Below are 17,092 nucleotides of genomic sequence, written 5' to 3' on the forward strand. Positions count from 1 at the left end.
TTCAAAATTAACAGAAAATTCTTTATTATATAAAGGAGGCATAAAGAAAAGGGAGGATATTTTATGAAGCGAGAAGAATTGTTGGCGCCACCGTCTTATAATTTAGTTTCTGAAATAGAGAAATATACGGGTGATAAAGGGAAATTAGCTTTAATTTGGCAAGATGATAAAGGGAATCGAAGGGAAGTTACATACGCTGAATTAATGCAAGGTGCGAATAAAATTGGAAACGCTTTTATAAAAAGTGGTTTGCAAAAAGGGGACAAGCTTCTTATTATGATGCCGCGTTTAATTGAAGCGTACATGACGTATATTGCTGCTATTAAAGCAGGATTTGTCGTAATTCCAAGCTCGGAAATGTTACGTAAAAAAGATATAGAATATCGAATTGGACATGGAGAAGTAAAAGCGATAGTAAGCTATGAGCCGTATATTAGGCAGTTTGATGATATAGAAGCGATGGAATCTCTTCGAAAATTTGTCCTGAGCGAGCAGTCAGTAGATGGATGGATTAATTTAAAAACAGCGTTAGAAACAGAGAGTGACAGGTTAGAAATGGCGAAGACAGATAAAGAAGATATGGTCTTTTTATCTTACACGTCAGGAACGACAGGAAATCCAAAAGGTGTCGTTCATACACATGCGTGGGCATACGCTCATTTACGTACGAGCGCTCCAAATTGGCTCGGAATTGAAGAGAATGATATTGTATGGGCAACAGCTAGTCCAGGCTGGCAAAAGTGGATTTGGAGCCCGTTTTTAGCAACGCTAGGATCAGGGGCAACAGGGTTTGTATATCACGGTAAGTTTGAACCGAAAACGTACCTGAACTTATTAGACGATAATAAGGTAAATGTACTTTGTTGTACACCGACTGAGTATAGATTAATGGCAAAGGTAGAAGATTTAAGCCAGTACAATTTAGAGGCATTACATAGCGCTGTATCAGCAGGTGAGCCGTTAAATAGAGAAGTCATTGGAACGTTCCAAAAGCACTTTCATATTACAGTGAGAGACGGCTATGGGCAAACGGAAAATACATTACTTGTTGGTGTAATGAAAGGGATGGATATTAGACCAGGTTCAATGGGGAAACCAACGCCAGGTAACCACGTCGATATCGTAAATGAGGAAGGTACTCCAGTTAAAGTAGGCGAAGTTGGTGATATTGCAGTTCACATTGAAACGCCGGCCCTCTTTAAACAATATTACAAAGACGATGAACGTACAGCGATGCAATTCCGCGGTGATTATTATATTACAGGTGATAAAGCGAAGAAAGATGAAGACGGCTACTTCTGGTTTGAAGGGCGCGGTGATGATATCATTATTAGCTCTGGTTATACAATCGGGCCGTTTGAAGTAGAGGATGCACTTGTAAAACATCCTTACGTAAGAGAATGTGCAGTTGTCGCAAGTCCTGATGAAATTCGTGGAAGTGTCGTGAAGGCATTTATCGTATTAAGAGAGAATATAGAAAAGAACGAAGAAACATTAATTCCAACACTCCAACAACACGTCAAAGAACTCACTGCACCATATAAATACCCTCGCAAAATTGAATTTGTAGATGAACTACCAAAAACGATTTCTGGAAAAATTCGCCGTATTGAACTTAGAAAACAAGAGATGGAGATTCCGTCAAAATAATTTTGAAAACAGTGAAGTAAATAGTTGAATGAAATGCAAAACAATGATAATATAAAAACGAACACAAGTTCGATTTTATAAACTTAAAAAAGAGGTGTCCGTATGATTTTAGGGATTAATCCGTACTTAGTTTTAGATGGTAGTGGGCAAGAAGCTGTACAGTTTTATAAAGAGGCTTTAGATGCAAAAGTAGAAGTCATGCAAACTTTTGGTGACATGCCTGAAAATCCAGAATACCCGATTCCAGCTGAAGCGAAAGAGCGTGTTTTACACGCTACTTTAAAAGTTGGTAATACGGATCTTATGATTTCTGATACATTCCCAGGTCAAGGACATGCAATCGGATCTCAAGTAACAATCGCAATTCAAATTAGTAATGCAGAAAAAGCAAAAGAAGTATTCGATAAGTTACAAGAAGGTGGAGAAGTTATCATGCCACTTCAAGAAACATTCTGGAGCCCAGCATACGGACAAGTAAAAGATAAATTTAATATTGAATGGCAAGTTACAACGTCTACTACTGAACAAAAGTAATTTTTAGAAAAGCACCATGTTTTGAAATGGTGCTTTTTTTTATACAATAAAAAATAAAGGAGATGGGATATATGGGAGAAATTTGGTATGGCGGCACCATTTACACAATGAGAGAAGAAAATGAAAAAGTGGACGCTGTTTACGTTGAAAACGGCATAATTGTTGATGCTGGTAATAAGGGAGAATTAGAAAGCAGATATTCAAACGTAAAGTTACATGACCTAAAAGGAAAAACAATGATCCCAGGTCTCGTTGATAGCCATATGCATCTTATTGGGCATGGAGAGAGATTACTCCGTCTAGATTTATCAAATTGTACATCTTATAGCGAAGTACTGGCTCTTGTTCAGAAGCGAGTGGAAGAAGCTCCAAAGGGCTCTTGGATTATTGGAGAAGGATGGAATGAAAATAACTTTACAGATACGAAAGATGTTCACGCGCGTGATTTAGATGAAATTTCGAAAGACCATCCTATTTTATTAAAGAGAGTTTGTCGTCACGTTACATGGGTGAATTCATACATACTGCAAGAAGTGAATATAACAGAAGCGACAGAAGATCCAAAAGGCGGGAAAATTGGCAGGGATTCATCAAATAAGTTAACAGGACTTTTATATGAACAAGGGCAAGAATTAATTAAACATGTTCAGCCAGAAATTGATGAAGCTTATTTACAAAGAGCTCTGCAAACAGCGATTAAAGATTGCTGGAAATACGGACTTGTTGGCGGGCATACGGAAGATTTAAATTATTATGGTGGTTTTAGAAAAACGCATAATGCGTTTTCTCATGTGATAAAAGAAATGCCATTTAAAGCCCATTTGCTCGTTCACCATGAAGTAGCACATGAACGAAAAGAATATGAAAATGAACATTATATTGAATTTGGGGCAATGAAAATTTTTTCTGACGGTTCTTTTGGCGGAAGAACAGCATTATTAAGTGAACCGTATGAAGATGCGAAGGAAACGAATGGGGTTGCGATTTTCTCACGTGAAGAACTTGCAGAATTAGTGAAGAAAGCACGAGATTTACATATGCCAGTTGCGATTCATACTATCGGTGATTTATCGCTTGAATATGTCATTGATGCACTCGAATTATATCCACAAGCAAAAGGGTTACGTGACCGCATTATTCATTGTCAGCTTGCTCGTGAGGAGTTAATTGAAAGAATGAAAAACTTGCAAGCCATTATAGATATACAGCCAGTCTTCCTTTCATCAGATTTTCCGTCAGTCATTGAAAAACTAGGAGAGCGCCGTCTTCGTTATGCGTACGCTTGGAAGACGTTACTGGAAGCAGGATTACACTGCAACGGTGGTTCAGATGCTCCTATTGAACAAGTGAATCCGTTTTTAGGCATATATAGCGCTGTTACACGTAGAAGTTTTATTGACGGTGTATGCTATATGCCTGAGGAAAGATTAACGGTATATGAGGCTGTTTCTTTATTTACAACAGGAAGTGCCTATGCAATTGGAAAAGAAGCGAAGCGAGGGCAAATTACAAAAGGATATGAAGCAGACTTTACAATATTAGACCGCAATATGTTTGAAATTGAGGCAGAAGAAATAAAAGAAGTAGAAGTAGAAATGACCGTAATAGATGGCCAAGTTGTCTATAGAAAAGATGCGTAAAAATATATGAGCGATTATCGGAATATATCGACTTACCGACAAAAACTGACAAGAATAACGGCCGGATAGTAAGAGATTATTGTCCGCGCCAATCGGGGTAAATAAATAACCGCAGAATTATGGAATTCCATAATTCTGCGGTTATTTTAATCCTATAAAAACGTTCTCTGTACTTTTTCCCAGAAAGAGTTGTTTTTTAATTTAACTGTTTTAATTTGTTTATCGCTTAAGCGTACAACAGCTTTTTCCACTTGTTTAATACTAAGCGCTTCGTTATCCATGCCGATAACAGGATAATCGTTACCGTCTGGTCTTAGTTTTAAAGTTAATGTACGTTCGTGATTTAAAATGAAAGGTGAACCGAGCGTACGGTAAGTGTTGTTGTTTAAAGATGCTAGTTCGCTTACTTGGAAACATGGGATAAGCGGGTCAACAACTGCACCATGCAATGATTTATTGTAAGCAGTACTTCCTGTTGGGGTAGAAACTACTAAACCGTCCCCTCTAAAAGTTTCGAAATATAAATCATCAACGTGAACATCTACAACGAATGTTTTAATAATGCTAGAACGTAATGAGAACTCATTTAAACAATGGAAAGATGTACTGCCATCTACATCTACCTGAATTGTTGGATATTTACGCACTTCAATTTCATTTTTTGTAATTTCTTGAAGGGCTGTATCAACGTGATCAATATGGAAATCGCAGTAGAAAGAAATTTCATCTTTCGTAGAAATCCCTGCGTATAAACAATCTTCTCTAAAACCAGTTTTACGAACGGCTTGTAAGAAGGTTGCATCATCTCCAACACTGACGATAGCGTTTGCATTTTTTGGATGATCTAATATGGTAAATCCATTCTCTTCTAAAATACGATAGATTGGTTTCATTTTTTCAACGAGCGTTGCTTTGTCATCACCATAAAAGAAAAATAAATTGCGACGATCTGCCATTATGTATCCCTCCACTGCAGTTAAATTTTCTGTTTTTCGTGCTACATATCATTAGAGTCCGTTCCCTGATGATATGTTCAAATAATATATTTCGATATAAATTGTCAAAATACCTTTTTATTTTTAGAAAAATTTTTATATTCAATCTTATAGAACCCTGTTTAATGATGAATAAAGTTGTCGATAATGGGTACGGAGTGAAAGGATGATACGTATGAAGTGGTTCGTAATTGGAATAATAATTCTTCTTCTTTTTATTTTGTTTATACTATTGTCGAAAATAAAGCTTAAGGTGACATTTTTATATTCAGAAATGGAAAAGCAATGTTTGCTTCAAGTGAAAATATGGATGATTCGATATACATTTGATGTGTTGGAAAGAATTGAAAAACAGCAGAAAAAGACAGGACAGAAAATCGAAAAAGCTGAAGAGGACGGCGGACTCGATAATAAAATTATGGCGCAACTTGACAGCATTGGTGAACTGATAAAAAAGCTTCAAGAAGTTCATACTATTGTTAAAGATTTTCTCAAACGAGTGAAAATCAATGGTTGGAAATGGCATACACAAATTGGAGCAGGCGACGCAGCTAGTACTGGAATTGTCACTGGATATGCATGGGGGACAAAAGGTATGGCTGCTGGAGTTGTCGGACAATATATGCATATTGTCGATGTACCAGAATTTGAAATTACTCCTGTTTTTCAAGGGAAAGGATTTGCGTCAAGATGTGAGTTAACAGCATCTTTTCGGATATTCCGCACTATAAAAACAGCGGTGAAATTGCTCATATTTATGAGGAAGCAAAGATCTGGTATGACAGAAAAATCTGTTCAAGCATAGGGGGGATATAGAATGGACCATCCAATTCAAGGTTTAATGACAACCGCAATGCAGCATTTAAAACAAATGACTGATGTAAATACCATTGTTGGTGACCCAATTAAAGCGGCAGATGGAAGTGTAATTCTTACTGTTTCGAAAGTAAGTTTTGGATTTGCTGCTGGTGGAAGTGAATTTGGTAAAGTAGAACATTCAGGCCGCCATCCATTTGGCGGGGGAAGTGGTGGAGGAGTTTCTATTAATCCTGTTGCCTTTCTTGTTATAAATGGAGATGGTGTGAAAGTATTGCACTTAGATAAACAAACACACGTCATCGATAAAATAATTGAATTAGCTCCACAAGCTGTTGATAAAGTGAAAGAAATGATGGATAAACGAAAAGAAGATGATCCTGAATTTCAAATTTAACGAATAAAGAAGCTAATCAATAGGTTAGCTTCTTTAATTTTTTTGTAAATAAAGCGATTTTATTTGCATTATCGATAGGGACAAACTATCATTTACATTGTACATATTTTGTTTAAATAAGGGAGGATTTTCAAGTGGCAAACGTAACTTTTAAAGGTAATCCAATGACTTTAGTTGGAACAGAAGTTAAAGTTGGCGATCAAGCGCCAAACTTCCAAGTATTAGCAAACGACTTATCTCCAGTAAGTTTAGAAACATACAAAGGCGAAGTGAAATTAATTAGTGTTGTACCTTCAATCGACACAGGTGTTTGTGATGCACAAACACGTCGTTTTAACCAAGATGCAGCAGGTATTGAAAACGCGAAAGTATTAACAATTAGCGCTGATTTACCATTCGCTCAAAAACGCTGGTGTGCAGCAAACGGTTTAGAAAATGTTGTAACACTTTCTGACCACCGTGACCTTTCATTCGGTGAAGCTTACGGCTTAGTAATGAAAGAGCTTCGTTTACTTGCTCGTGCAGTATTCGTAGTAGATAGCAACGACAAAGTAGTTTACGCAGAGTACGTAAGCGAAGGTACAAGCCATCCAAACTATGAAGCAGCATTAGAAGCAGCTAAATCTGCGAAGTAATGTGAAGGAAATGACCTCTTATAAAGAGGTCGTTTTTTCTCATATATTGCTCTGTAACGGCATCGATATATGAGAAAAAACGTTATATCATATATAACTTAAAAGGGAGCTCTTTACAGGAGGTCGCTTTTTCTTTTTGGAAAAAAACACTTTGTGGTATGATATAAGTTATGTGTAAAAGAGAGAAGGAGGAATGTACGTGAGTCAGACAGTAGAAACATTATTTTCTATTTTTGATTCTTCTGCGGTAGTTTTACGTAAAGAATTAGATGTAACATATTTAGAGGCGCTTGTAGAGACAGGTGATAACTTGTTTGAGGGAGCGATTTTACAAGAAGAATTATCCGAATCAGCAATTGAAAGGCTGAATCGTGAATATAGTACGTTTAATGAAGAAACATATAAAGGTGAAGAAATTCGTAAAGCATTTCAGTTAGCCATCTTAAAAGGAATGAAAGAAGGCGTACAAGCGAATCATGAAATGACACCTGATGCAGTTGGTATGTTTATGAGTTATTTATTCCATAAATTTATGCAAGGGCAAAATGAAATTACAGTTTTAGATCCTGCAATTGGAACAGGTAACTTAATGACTACAGTGTTTAATAGCGCCAAAGAAGGACTAACAATGAGTGGATTTGGTGTAGAAGTGGATGAAGTGCTAATTAAACTTGCTTTAGTAAATGCAAATTTACAAAAGCATGCAATCGAATTCTTCCATCAAGATGGACTAGCACCACTTTATATCGATCCAGTTGATGCAGTCGTTTCAGACTTGCCAGTTGGTTATTATCCAAACGAAATCGGTGCAAGTGAATATAAATTAAAAGCAGATGAAGGAATGTCATATGCCCATCACTTATTTATTGAACAAAGTGTGAAACATACGAAAGAGGGCGGGTACTTATTCTTCTTAGTACCAAACTTCATTTTTGAAAGTGACCAGGCACCAAAATTACATGCATTTATTAAAAAAACATGCTTTATTCAAGGGTTATTACAGCTTCCTGTTTCCATGTTTAAAAACGAGAAAAATGCAAAAAGTATATTTGTTCTCCAAAAGAAAGGCGCTAATGTAACAATGCCAAAACAGGCGTTATTAGTGGAGTTGCCTAAATTCTCTAACATGAAGGCGATGGAAGACATTATGGATCAATTAAATACTTGGTTTGCAACACATAAATAAAGCTAGGTATATGTAACAGCATTAGTGATTCATGTAGTACAGTTTTATATAATATGTCATATTTTTAAATATATACAAGATTTAACTGAATTTTTTTGAAATCTGTAATATATATTTTTTCTTGGTGTTACAATTTTTTCACTTGAAATATATGTCGGACGATGTTTAAATTAAAATCGTGAGTATAAAATTTGCTAATGATGAAACGTTTTCATATTTAGTGAATTTGAACAGATAAAATCGAGCGGTTTGTGGAAACATCCACACAACTACCAAGAGAAAAAGGGGCGAAAGACTAGATGTCAAAAATCATCGCGATTAACGCAGGAAGCTCTTCCTTAAAATTCCAATTATTTGAAATGCCAAGTGAAACAGTATTAACAAAAGGTTTAGTAGAACGTATCGGTTTAGAAGATAGTATCTTCACTATTACTGTAGATGGCGAAAAACAAAAAGAAATTACAAACATTCCAGATCACGCAGTAGCAGTTAATATGCTTCTAAAAAAATTAACTGAAAACGGAATCGTTAAATCTCTAGATGAGATTGGCGGTATCGGTCACCGTGTTGTTCACGGCGGCGAAAAATTTGCTGACTCTGTTTTAATTACTGATGAAGTATTAGCTGATATCGAAGAATTAAGCGATTTAGCACCACTTCATAACCCAGCAAACGTTGTTGGTATTAAAGCATTCCAAGAAGTATTACCAAACGTACCAGCAGTAGCAGTATTCGATACAGCATTCCACCAAACAATGCCGGAATCTGCATTCCTATACAGCCTACCATATGAGTACTATGAAAAATTCGGCATCCGTAAATACGGTTTCCACGGAACTTCTCATAAATATGTAACTGAGCGTGCGGCTGAATTATTAGGTCGTCCAATTGAAAGCTTAAGCTTACTTTCTTGTCACTTAGGTAACGGTGCAAGTATCGCAGCAGTAGAAGGCGGTAAATCTATCGATACTTCTATGGGCTTCACTCCACTTGCTGGTGTAACAATGGGTACACGTTCTGGTAACCTTGACCCTGCGTTAATTCCATACATCATGGAAAAAACAGGCCAAACAGTAGAAGAAGTAGTTAACGTATTAAACAAGAAGAGTGGTATGTTAGGTCTTACTGGTTACTCTAGTGACCTACGTGACATCATTGCGAAAGAAGAAGAAGGCGACCACCGTGCGAAAGTAGCACTTGATGTATTCGTAAGCCGTATCCACAAATACATCGGTTCTTACACTGCTCGTATGAAAGGTGTAGACGCAATCATCTTCACAGCTGGTGTAGGTGAAAACAGTGCGATTATTCGTGAGCGCGTATTAGAAGGCCTTGAGTACATGGGCGTATACTTTGATGCAAAACGTAATAACGTATTCGGTGAAGAAGCATTCATCAGCTTCCCACACTCTCCAGTAAAAATTATCGTAATTCCAACTGACGAAGAAGTTATGATTGCTCGTGATGTACTACGTCTTGGAGATATTGGTTAATATATGAAAAGAAAGACGAGATCCTATAGGATTTCGTCTTTTTTCTTTTGGATGTATTTTAAAACTCCATCCGGATATAATATTTTTTCTTTCTGAATGAATGCCGTAATAGGAATCCATTTCGCATACGCTACTGTTTCCTCATCTTGTATATTTAATATTTTCATTTCATATAGTGACGTGTCTAATAAACGCAAAGAATATAGTTGAATGATTTCATGACCAATGTCTCCATCTAGATGAAAGACATTTTCTAAACAACCTAAATAATTGGTGATTTCCACTTCTGTATGAAGCTCTTCCCTAAATTCACGAATAACGGTATGTGCTGATTGTTCACCAAGTTCAATTGAACCACCAAGAGGTCGGTAAAATGTTTCATCGGCTGAATGATATTCTTGTACGAGAAGACGCCCGTGATGTATAGCAATGCCAAAAGCCTTTGCACGTGGATACATATACAATCACTCCTTATTTTTTTTGTATAAGGAAGATTATAATGTGTTTTGTAGTAAAGGTGTCATGTATTTAAGAATATGGTCTAATCATAATTCCATCAAATAAGTTTTTCCAAAATGCTTCATTGTATTGGTATACATCCATAATAGGACATTTCATAACGCAAACACGTTGTAATCCCCAATCTTCTTGGGTGATAGTTGGTATATCGGCAGGAATTAGTAACAGGACAGAGAATGTATGTGTAACGATTTGAGATAAAATTTGTTCTAGGGAACATGCTTCTTCATATGTTCCTCCAGTTCGAATAAATAATATGGATTCTGCCGTTTCAATTGTAGCTAGAAAACGATTAATACGATGTTCATAGTTTAACTTAATTTCTGTATAAGAAGGCCAAGAAGTTGGTGTGTTTACATCTGTTTTAAAGTCATGACAGGAGTCAATTTCATAAAGGTTGTCCCTTAATCTTAATTTTGCATCATCATCCCAAAATGAGATGAAGGATAAATTTTCGAAATTTAAAAAGCGGTCAAATCGATTTTGTAATAATACATTCACTTTTTCTAATGAGGGGCTTAGCATAAAATCAATAACGCCAAAAAATGGTGATAATTCTAATTGATATAATGCCCAAGCAGGCCAGCAGTTTTGTCCTAAGCTGAATACCGCATTATATTCTTTTTTTATATCGGATAGATTCATGTGATTTATCTCATCCTTTTTGTTAATATTTTATGCCATTCAAAAATGGTATGTGAATAAAGATAGACAAGCATATTTGCAAAGAATAAGCAGAAATATGTTACAATAGAAAAAAATCGAACGAGGTGGTTGTTACGATGCGATCGAAGCGAGAACAAGCCATTTTAGACAATATAAAAGAATGGGAAGCGCAATTAGTTGAGCAAGAAGCGACCGATTTTCAAAAAGTGTTTGATAAATGGTTACATACTACAGTTGCGAAATTACCTGAGAAAAAGCGAAAAGAATTCTTCACGAAAGCAGATGGATGGCTCTTTCATTTGCATGCATTTATTCAAAGTTCACAAGCACAGTTAGATGCACGTAATCGGATTTTAGGAACATCAAGATTATTTGATGAATCGATTGAACAGCTTGAAGATTTGAAAGCATTATCTATTGATCAATTAACATACATAGCAGAGCAGCAAACAGCACGTCATCGTCTATATTCATTTGTACAAGGCGGGGCAACAGGTGCTGGAGGTTTATTATTATTAACGGCGGATTTTCCGGTTATGATCGCGTTAAATGTGAAGGCAGTCCAACTTATTGCAACATCATTTGGACATGATGTGAACAAGCCGTATGAAATGATGCTTGCGTTAAAGGTGTTTCATGCGTCATTACTACCAGGAAGACTTCAGCAATATGCATGGTACAATTTATTGCAAGAGCTGGAGCAGGAAGATTCGTTCTTTTACGAAGGAGACGAAGCAGTGCTACAAACAGCTTCTACTGAGGTTGTGTTAAAACAAATTTTGAAGACATTTTCGATTTATGCTCTTCGTCGTAAATTATTCCAAGGTATACCGGTAATTGGAATGGCAATTGGATCTACAGTGAATTATCGTTTAACAAGAAACGTTACTGAATTTGCAAATAGATTTTATCAAGTGCGCCATATGGTCGAGAAAGAAAAAAGAGCATAAAAAAAGCGAGAGGCCGAAGCCTTTCGCTTTTTTTAATTTGTTGCATGTTTTTTGGACATTGGAACAGATACTGGCTGTTTTTCTGCTGTTTTTTCTGTTTTTGGATAATAAATTAAATCCAATGTTTTTGCCTGTACGGCAATCGAAAGAATAGTAAAAGCAATTTCTGTCCAATTTAAATAATATAATGAAAGCGCAAGAACAATCGCGTCAAAGACGAAGAAAATTTGCCCAATTGTAAAACGAGTTCGTTTACTTAATACAATTGTTAAAATATCGTCTCCACCGGTTGCACCGCCAAATCGCAATATAAAACCGAGTCCAATACCAGCTAACGCACCGCCAACTACTGCAGCTATAAATAAGTTATTTGATAAATCTACCGTAAATGGAGAATAATTTTCCATAAAGGAATAAAATACTCCGAATGAAATTGAACCTAGGAATGAATAACCAACCATTTTTCTACCTAAAAATGAAGCGCACAGTAAAATAATTGGGATATCCATTAATACAGTTGAAATAGATGGTGAAATATCATAAAAGTTTTGAATGAATAGTGCAATTCCTACAAAGCCACCTTCTGTTAAGTGGTTTTGGAAGTGAATGTGATATAGCGCTGCTGCTAAAATAAATGAACCGATTAAAACCATAAAAATTTCTTTAATAATTTGCCGACTTTGGATGTTCCTCATCGTTATTCCTTCTTTCCGTAGTTAGTAGTCCTTTTTGTGTTGTAAACTAACTACGAGCTCACATGTAGCTTTCAGTTAGTTTACGAAAAAACTAACTACGCTATATGTCGCTGAAGAAATAACGAATAATCCTCTCGTCCATCAATTCTCCCTACCTTCGTTTTAGTTTAAGTCTTAAAACGACTAAACAAAACGTGGAGTAGGATTCGTCATTTAGCAATCCTGCTCTTCTTTGTTTTGTTTAGTTAGTAACAATTAAGTCCTAAACAAAACGCTATGTGTAAGAAGAGTCTTTTTTTTGCCAAATTATCCTTCGGGCAATCATAATTTCCCCACTCTCGTATTTTTTTCGCTAGACTAAAGTATCTGAGCTGAAAAATACGCTACGTGTATGATTCGTCAATACGATGCCACATGCTCCTTCGAGCGATCATGATATCAAAATCCCTTCCTTCAAGATTTATACTATTATATCATACTTTTAAAAAATGTATGCGGATGGAAACCGACAATAAACGGAGGGAATCTACAAAAAATGTTATGTTTAAATATTTTTGTAGAAAAGCCTAAGTTATTTCGGAGGATTGGACAGTTTGTAACGGTTTGTCCAATAAGTAAGAAAAAAAGGGTTTTATTCCGTTGTATTCTTTTCATCACTTTTATCTTTAAAAAACGCATCCCAACTAATCACACTTAAAAAAGTTAAAGCGATAATAACGAAAGCACGCATAAGCTGTAGACCTCCTTTTGTACATAGTATATGAATCATTCGATTCGGAATGTGTCATTTTTTTACAAGTCTTAACTATTATGAGAGTATATTAATATAGATAGATGAAGGGGAGAGTGAAGGTATGCTAAAAGGAATGTTCAAAAGAAAAGAATTAATATGTATTTCATGTCAGAAAAAAATTCAATATGAAGAAGAGCTTGTTGCTTTTGTAAAGTTGCCGAAAGAAAGAAGTATATTAGTTGGCCCTTTTGATGTGTGTTTGGCAAAAACAGCACAAGAGATATATTGTAAATCATGTTACGACAAAAAAAGCATGACCCAAAGTAATTGAGGGGCATGCTTTTTTCATTGGTGTGCTTTCCCCTCAGATACATTTTGAGTGAGTCGATACCAAAGCCAAAGGTCATTAATGATGGAAGCAAGATCGGCAATTTCTGAATTTAGTTTACAAGAAACTTCGAAGTCTTCTTCGTTATTTAAATAATGTTGTTTTGTATTAATATAGTGCTCAAGTTCTTTTATACGATCAGGAATTTTCCCGCGAACTTGTTCCCATTTTAGTAAAATAGCATGTTGCATTTTTTCGGGGATTTCTTCCCAGTCTTCTTGTAAATGCGGAATTTCAATTCCTAGATGTTCATCGTATAAGAAATACTTTTCCATAAGTTCACCCCCGTTTTCCTGCTTATATTGTACAGAAAAACAGAAAGAAGTTCGACGAAATTGTTTGAAAAAATTTGAAAATGACTCTTGATACATTTTGTGAAAGGTGGTAAAGTGTGAATTATTATAAAAGAAAATGAATATTTATTCTTTAGGGGGATGCAAAATGGAGAAGAAAAAAGTTGTATTAGCATATTCTGGAGGTCTTGATACTTCCGTTGCAATTAAATGGTTACAAGAGAAAAATTATGATATTATCGCGCTTTGTTTAGATTTAGGGGAAGGTAAAGACTTAGGGTTTGTAAAAGAAAAGGCACTTTCAGTAGGTGCAATTAAATCATATATGATTGATGTTCAAGAAGAATTCGCGAATGAATATGCATTGATGGCGATGCAAGCACACACTTTATACGAAGGGAAATACCCTCTTGTCTCTGCATTATCTCGTCCGCTTATTGCAAAGAAATTAGTAGAAATCGCAGAACAAGAAGGTGCAACTGCAGTTGCACACGGATGTACAGGAAAAGGAAATGACCAAGTTCGTTTTGAAGTTTCTATCCAAGCATTAAATCCTTACTTAGAAGTGATTGCGCCTGTACGTGAATGGAAATGGTCACGTGAAGAAGAAATTGCATATGCAAAAGAAAACGATGTACCAATTCCGATTAATTTAGATAGCCCGTTTTCAATCGATCAAAACTTATGGGGACGCAGCAACGAATGTGGAATTTTAGAAGATCCATGGGCAGCGCCGCCAGAAGATGCATATGAGATGACATTGGCGTTAGAAGATACACCGAATAAACCAGAGTTTGTAGAAATCGGATTTGAAGCAGGCGTACCGACTACTTTAAATGGCACTGCATATTCACTTGCAGAATTAATTAAAACGTTAAATGCGCTCGCTGGAAAACACGGCGTTGGACGTATTGATCACGTAGAAAATCGTCTTGTCGGTATTAAATCTCGTGAAGTATACGAATGCCCAGCAGCAATGACGTTAATCACTGCGCATAAAGAGTTGGAAGATTTAACACACGTAAAAGAAGTAGCACATTTTAAACCAGTGATTGAACAGAAAATAACAGAACTTATTTATAACGGTTTATGGTTCTCGCCTTTAAAACAAGCGCTTCATGCATTTTTACAAGAAACGCAAAAGAATGTAACAGGTACAGTGCGTGTGAAATTATTTAAAGGTCATGCGATTGTAGAAGGACGTAAATCTGAGTACTCTTTATACGATGAAAAATTAGCAACATATACTGCCCAGGACGAATTTAATCATGATGCAGCAGTTGGATTCATTTCATTATTTGGTTTACCGACGAAAGTATACAGCCAAGTGAATCAAAAGAAGGTGGAAGCGTGAGCAAACTTTGGGGCGGACGTTTTACAGAAGAAGCGGAAGCATGGGTTGAAGAGTTTGGAGCATCCATCTCCTTCGATCAACAATTAGTAAATCAAGATATAAACGGGAGTATTGCACACGTCACGATGCTAGCAAAGCAGAGCATCGTGACGAAAGAAGAAGCAGAGAAAATAAAGGTAGGTCTTCAATATTTATTGAAAGAAGCAAAAGAGAATAAGCTACAATTTTCAGTAGAAGCAGAAGATATTCATTTAAATATCGAAAAGATGTTAATTGAACAAATTGGCGAAGTAGGAGGGAAACTTCATACAGGCCGAAGCCGTAACGATCAAGTGGCAACGGATATGCATTTGTATTTAAAAGAAAAGGTAGAACATATTATAAAAGCTACAAAGCAATTGCAAACTGTTCTTGTTCATCAAGCAGAAAATAATATTGAAACGATTATGCCTGGCTATACGCATTTGCAACGTGCCCAGCCGATTTCATTTGCTCATCATATTCTCGCTTACTTTTGGATGTTAGAGCGTGATGTAAATCGTTATGAAGATTCGTTAAAGCGTATTAATATCTCCCCATTAGGAGCAGGAGCGCTAGCTGGGACGACATTCCCGATTGACCGAGAATATAGTGCGGAGCTTCTTGGATTTAATGGAATATATGAAAATAGTTTAGATGCAGTAAGCGATCGTGATTTCATACTGGAGTTCCTAAGTAACTCATCTATGCTTATGATGCACTTATCGCGCTTTTGTGAAGAACTTATTTTATGGAGTAGCCAAGAGTTTCAATTTATTGAAATGAGCGATCAATACGCAACTGGAAGCAGCATTATGCCGCAAAAGAAAAACCCGGATATGGCGGAACTAATCCGTGGTAAAACAGGCAGAGTATACGGTAATTTATTCAGTTTACTTACAGTAATGAAAGGATTACCGCTCGCTTACAATAAAGACTTGCAAGAAGATAAAGAAGGAATGTTTGATACAGTAAAAACAGTAGAAGGATGCCTTCATATTATGGGGGGCATGCTTGAAACGATGACTGTAAACAAAGAAAAAATGGGGCAAGCTGTGACGCAAGATTTCTCCAACGCAACAGAAATTGCCGACTATTTAGCAAACAAAGGACTACCATTCCGTCAAGCTCATGAAATTGTTGGGAAGTTAGTGCTACATTGCACACAAAAAGGAATTTATTTATTAGATGTCCCGCTTGAAACATATCAAGAAATGAGCTCTTTATTTGAAGAAGATTTGTATGAAGTTCTTTCACCATATGCGGCTGTAAAGCGTCGTAATAGTGCTGGTGGGACAGGGTTTGAACAAATCAAAAACGCTTTGGAGAAGGCGAAGGGGTTAACGAAAGAATTTATTAAGAATTGAGTTGGGAAGTACGCCAGTCTAGTAAAGTCTGGCGTACTTTGTTTTTTAATAATATTTAAGTTACAATATAGTAAAAAATAACAATTTAGGGGAAGTCTATGAAAAAAATAGTGTTTATCATTGTACTGGTAATTAGTTTAATTGCAAATGCTAAAGTGTTTCTTTTGGACAAATATATGTATGTTGGTGAAAAAGAAAAGCGAGAAGAAGCGATTATCGCAACGATGTGGCATTTGCAAGATAAAGGATATAAAGAAAGTGATATTTTATATATAAAACCGGCCTTTTATAGCAAAATGGATTCGTATGGAATGAATGTGCAGTTTAAAGATGAACCAAATGAATCATATACATATAGAGTTTTAAAAGATACGAAAACAAATAAACTAACTGTACACCAAGATAGCAATGAGCAAGGTGGTATGGGCGGGAAGCATCAAGAGCTTAAATAAAGAAAGAAAACGACTGATGGCATTCGCCTGCAGTCGTTTTTCTTTTAATCATACTTATGTCGATCTTCCGTAATTCGAATATACTCAATATCCATCAAATCTCTAAGTAATGCACCGTTACTTAGTTCAACGCCATGTTTCTCTTTAAAATGAGTACGAATCGTATCTAGCATTTCGAGTTCTTTCCCATTCACATCTAAAATAATACGTTCAGAATCATCCATGTTGCATCCTCCTTTTTTACACATATATATTTTGTCCGTCTATTTCTAAAAAATGTATGTTAACGTAATGTTAGGAAATAAGAAAGG

At 36.1% G+C, this 17,092-nt stretch carries 19 protein-coding genes; 13 read left to right on the plus strand and 6 right to left on the minus strand.

Annotated features, from left to right (window positions below):
• Nucleotides 1-63: 63 nt before the first annotated feature.
• The 3 genes from mbcS to ACTFRY_RS01235 all read left to right on the plus strand — a co-directional run bounded on the left by mbcS (nt 64) and on the right by ACTFRY_RS01235 (nt 3,824).
• Complete coding sequence (gene mbcS, locus ACTFRY_RS01225) at nt 64-1,650, plus strand: acyl-CoA synthetase MbcS (protein WP_000817770.1); 1,587 nt, start codon at nt 64-66, stop codon at nt 1,648-1,650.
• A 102-nt stretch (nt 1,651-1,752) separates the two neighbouring features.
• A complete protein-coding gene (locus ACTFRY_RS01230; protein WP_000600350.1) occupies nt 1,753-2,184 on the plus strand; it encodes a VOC family protein in 432 nt (143 codons plus the stop codon).
• A 71-nt stretch (nt 2,185-2,255) separates the two neighbouring features.
• Nucleotides 2,256-3,824: an amidohydrolase gene (locus ACTFRY_RS01235; protein WP_098617029.1), complete on the plus strand. Its 1,569-nt coding sequence runs from the start codon at nt 2,256-2,258 to the stop codon at nt 3,822-3,824.
• Between the two features lie 152 nt (nt 3,825-3,976).
• Here ACTFRY_RS01235 and ACTFRY_RS01240 read toward each other — a convergent pair whose 3' ends face one another.
• Nucleotides 3,977-4,780: an NAD kinase gene (locus ACTFRY_RS01240; RefSeq protein ID WP_000785177.1), complete on the minus strand. Its 804-nt coding sequence runs from the start codon at nt 4,778-4,780 to the stop codon at nt 3,977-3,979.
• Nucleotides 4,781-4,985: 205 nt separating this feature from the next.
• Here ACTFRY_RS01240 and ACTFRY_RS01245 point away from each other — a divergent pair, with 205 nt between their 5' ends.
• The 5 genes from ACTFRY_RS01245 to ackA all read left to right on the plus strand — a co-directional run bounded on the left by ACTFRY_RS01245 (nt 4,986) and on the right by ackA (nt 9,346).
• The gene (locus ACTFRY_RS01245; protein ID WP_002098024.1) at nt 4,986-5,624 is read left to right on the plus strand and encodes a DUF2953 domain-containing protein; all 639 of its coding nucleotides are present in this window, start codon (nt 4,986-4,988) and stop codon (nt 5,622-5,624) included.
• 12 nt (nt 5,625-5,636) lie between these two features.
• Entirely contained in the window at nt 5,637-6,032 is a 396-nt protein-coding gene (gene ytfJ, locus ACTFRY_RS01250; RefSeq protein WP_000350003.1) for a GerW family sporulation protein, read from the plus strand.
• A gap of 134 nt (nt 6,033-6,166) precedes the next feature.
• Complete coding sequence (gene tpx, locus ACTFRY_RS01255) at nt 6,167-6,667, plus strand: thiol peroxidase (RefSeq protein ID WP_000024525.1); 501 nt, start codon at nt 6,167-6,169, stop codon at nt 6,665-6,667.
• A gap of 199 nt (nt 6,668-6,866) precedes the next feature.
• A complete protein-coding gene (locus ACTFRY_RS01260; RefSeq protein WP_136985957.1) occupies nt 6,867-7,853 on the plus strand; it encodes a class I SAM-dependent methyltransferase in 987 nt (328 codons plus the stop codon).
• Nucleotides 7,854-8,152: 299 nt separating this feature from the next.
• Nucleotides 8,153-9,346 (plus strand): acetate kinase, encoded by a 1,194-nt coding sequence (gene ackA, locus ACTFRY_RS01265; RefSeq protein ID WP_000034575.1) that lies wholly within the window; start codon nt 8,153-8,155, stop codon nt 9,344-9,346.
• A gap of 23 nt (nt 9,347-9,369) precedes the next feature.
• Here ackA and ACTFRY_RS01270 read toward each other — a convergent pair whose 3' ends face one another.
• Together ACTFRY_RS01270 and ACTFRY_RS01275 are read right to left on the minus strand one after the other, a co-directional pair.
• A complete protein-coding gene (locus ACTFRY_RS01270; RefSeq protein ID WP_000283468.1) occupies nt 9,370-9,804 on the minus strand; it encodes an NUDIX hydrolase in 435 nt (144 codons plus the stop codon).
• A 70-nt stretch (nt 9,805-9,874) separates the two neighbouring features.
• Nucleotides 9,875-10,510: a DUF1796 family putative cysteine peptidase gene (locus ACTFRY_RS01275; RefSeq protein WP_016118718.1), complete on the minus strand. Its 636-nt coding sequence runs from the start codon at nt 10,508-10,510 to the stop codon at nt 9,875-9,877.
• Nucleotides 10,511-10,647: 137 nt separating this feature from the next.
• On the opposite strand from ACTFRY_RS01275, the gene ACTFRY_RS01280 reads away from it, so the two are divergent.
• A complete protein-coding gene (locus ACTFRY_RS01280; protein ID WP_098617031.1) occupies nt 10,648-11,481 on the plus strand; it encodes an EcsC family protein in 834 nt (277 codons plus the stop codon).
• 32 nt (nt 11,482-11,513) lie between these two features.
• Here ACTFRY_RS01280 and ACTFRY_RS01285 read toward each other — a convergent pair whose 3' ends face one another.
• A complete protein-coding gene (locus tag ACTFRY_RS01285; protein ID WP_001244515.1) occupies nt 11,514-12,176 on the minus strand; it encodes a YitT family protein in 663 nt (220 codons plus the stop codon).
• Nucleotides 12,177-13,030: 854 nt separating this feature from the next.
• Between ACTFRY_RS01285 and ACTFRY_RS01290 the strand changes: the two genes are divergently transcribed.
• Nucleotides 13,031-13,240 carry a hypothetical protein gene (locus tag ACTFRY_RS01290; RefSeq protein WP_000911986.1) on the plus strand — a complete coding sequence of 70 codons (210 nt, stop codon included), beginning with the start codon at nt 13,031-13,033 and terminating at the stop codon, nt 13,238-13,240.
• 14 nt (nt 13,241-13,254) lie between these two features.
• Here the strand turns inward: ACTFRY_RS01290 and ACTFRY_RS01295 are convergent, their stop codons facing one another.
• Entirely contained in the window at nt 13,255-13,572 is a 318-nt protein-coding gene (locus ACTFRY_RS01295) for a hypothetical protein (RefSeq protein WP_000417218.1), read from the minus strand.
• A gap of 166 nt (nt 13,573-13,738) precedes the next feature.
• On the opposite strand from ACTFRY_RS01295, the gene ACTFRY_RS01300 reads away from it, so the two are divergent.
• The 3 genes from ACTFRY_RS01300 to ACTFRY_RS01310 all read left to right on the plus strand — a co-directional run bounded on the left by ACTFRY_RS01300 (nt 13,739) and on the right by ACTFRY_RS01310 (nt 16,781).
• The gene (locus tag ACTFRY_RS01300; RefSeq protein WP_016118716.1) at nt 13,739-14,944 is read left to right on the plus strand and encodes an argininosuccinate synthase; all 1,206 of its coding nucleotides are present in this window, start codon (nt 13,739-13,741) and stop codon (nt 14,942-14,944) included.
• Nucleotides 14,941-16,329 carry an argininosuccinate lyase gene (argH, locus tag ACTFRY_RS01305; RefSeq protein WP_000041290.1) on the plus strand — a complete coding sequence of 463 codons (1,389 nt, stop codon included), beginning with the start codon at nt 14,941-14,943 and terminating at the stop codon, nt 16,327-16,329. Before ACTFRY_RS01300 ends, argH begins: the two co-directional genes overlap by 4 nt.
• A gap of 98 nt (nt 16,330-16,427) precedes the next feature.
• Nucleotides 16,428-16,781: a DUF3139 domain-containing protein gene (locus tag ACTFRY_RS01310; RefSeq protein ID WP_000724675.1), complete on the plus strand. Its 354-nt coding sequence runs from the start codon at nt 16,428-16,430 to the stop codon at nt 16,779-16,781.
• Nucleotides 16,782-16,825: 44 nt separating this feature from the next.
• Here ACTFRY_RS01310 and ACTFRY_RS01315 read toward each other — a convergent pair whose 3' ends face one another.
• Entirely contained in the window at nt 16,826-17,005 is a 180-nt protein-coding gene (locus ACTFRY_RS01315; protein ID WP_000342765.1) for a hypothetical protein, read from the minus strand.
• Nucleotides 17,006-17,092: the final 87 nt, after the last annotated feature.

Origin of the sequence: Bacillus cereus group sp. MYBK195-1 (assembly GCF_051916605.1) — a bacterium.
Taxonomy (GTDB): domain Bacteria; phylum Bacillota; class Bacilli; order Bacillales; family Bacillaceae_G; genus Bacillus_A; species Bacillus_A cereus.

Coding starts and splice junctions, on each gene's coding strand:
- mbcS (WP_000817770.1), top strand. CDS start 64: ATGAAGCGAGAAGAATTGTTGGCGCCACCGTCTTATAATTTAGTTTCT.
- ACTFRY_RS01230 (WP_000600350.1), top strand. CDS start 1,753: ATGATTTTAGGGATTAATCCGTACTTAGTTTTAGATGGTAGTGGGCAA.
- ACTFRY_RS01235 (WP_098617029.1), top strand. CDS start 2,256: ATGGGAGAAATTTGGTATGGCGGCACCATTTACACAATGAGAGAAGAA.
- ACTFRY_RS01240 (WP_000785177.1), bottom strand. CDS start 4,780: ATGGCAGATCGTCGCAATTTATTTTTCTTTTATGGTGATGACAAAGCA.
- ACTFRY_RS01245 (WP_002098024.1), top strand. CDS start 4,986: ATGATACGTATGAAGTGGTTCGTAATTGGAATAATAATTCTTCTTCTT.
- ytfJ (WP_000350003.1), top strand. CDS start 5,637: ATGGACCATCCAATTCAAGGTTTAATGACAACCGCAATGCAGCATTTA.
- ackA (WP_000034575.1), top strand. CDS start 8,153: ATGTCAAAAATCATCGCGATTAACGCAGGAAGCTCTTCCTTAAAATTC.
- ACTFRY_RS01270 (WP_000283468.1), bottom strand. CDS start 9,804: ATGTATCCACGTGCAAAGGCTTTTGGCATTGCTATACATCACGGGCGT.
- ACTFRY_RS01275 (WP_016118718.1), bottom strand. CDS start 10,510: ATGAATCTATCCGATATAAAAAAAGAATATAATGCGGTATTCAGCTTA.
- ACTFRY_RS01280 (WP_098617031.1), top strand. CDS start 10,648: ATGCGATCGAAGCGAGAACAAGCCATTTTAGACAATATAAAAGAATGG.
- ACTFRY_RS01285 (WP_001244515.1), bottom strand. CDS start 12,176: ATGAGGAACATCCAAAGTCGGCAAATTATTAAAGAAATTTTTATGGTT.
- ACTFRY_RS01290 (WP_000911986.1), top strand. CDS start 13,031: ATGCTAAAAGGAATGTTCAAAAGAAAAGAATTAATATGTATTTCATGT.
- ACTFRY_RS01295 (WP_000417218.1), bottom strand. CDS start 13,572: ATGGAAAAGTATTTCTTATACGATGAACATCTAGGAATTGAAATTCCG.
- ACTFRY_RS01300 (WP_016118716.1), top strand. CDS start 13,739: ATGGAGAAGAAAAAAGTTGTATTAGCATATTCTGGAGGTCTTGATACT.
- ACTFRY_RS01310 (WP_000724675.1), top strand. CDS start 16,428: ATGAAAAAAATAGTGTTTATCATTGTACTGGTAATTAGTTTAATTGCA.
- ACTFRY_RS01315 (WP_000342765.1), bottom strand. CDS start 17,005: ATGGATGATTCTGAACGTATTATTTTAGATGTGAATGGGAAAGAACTC.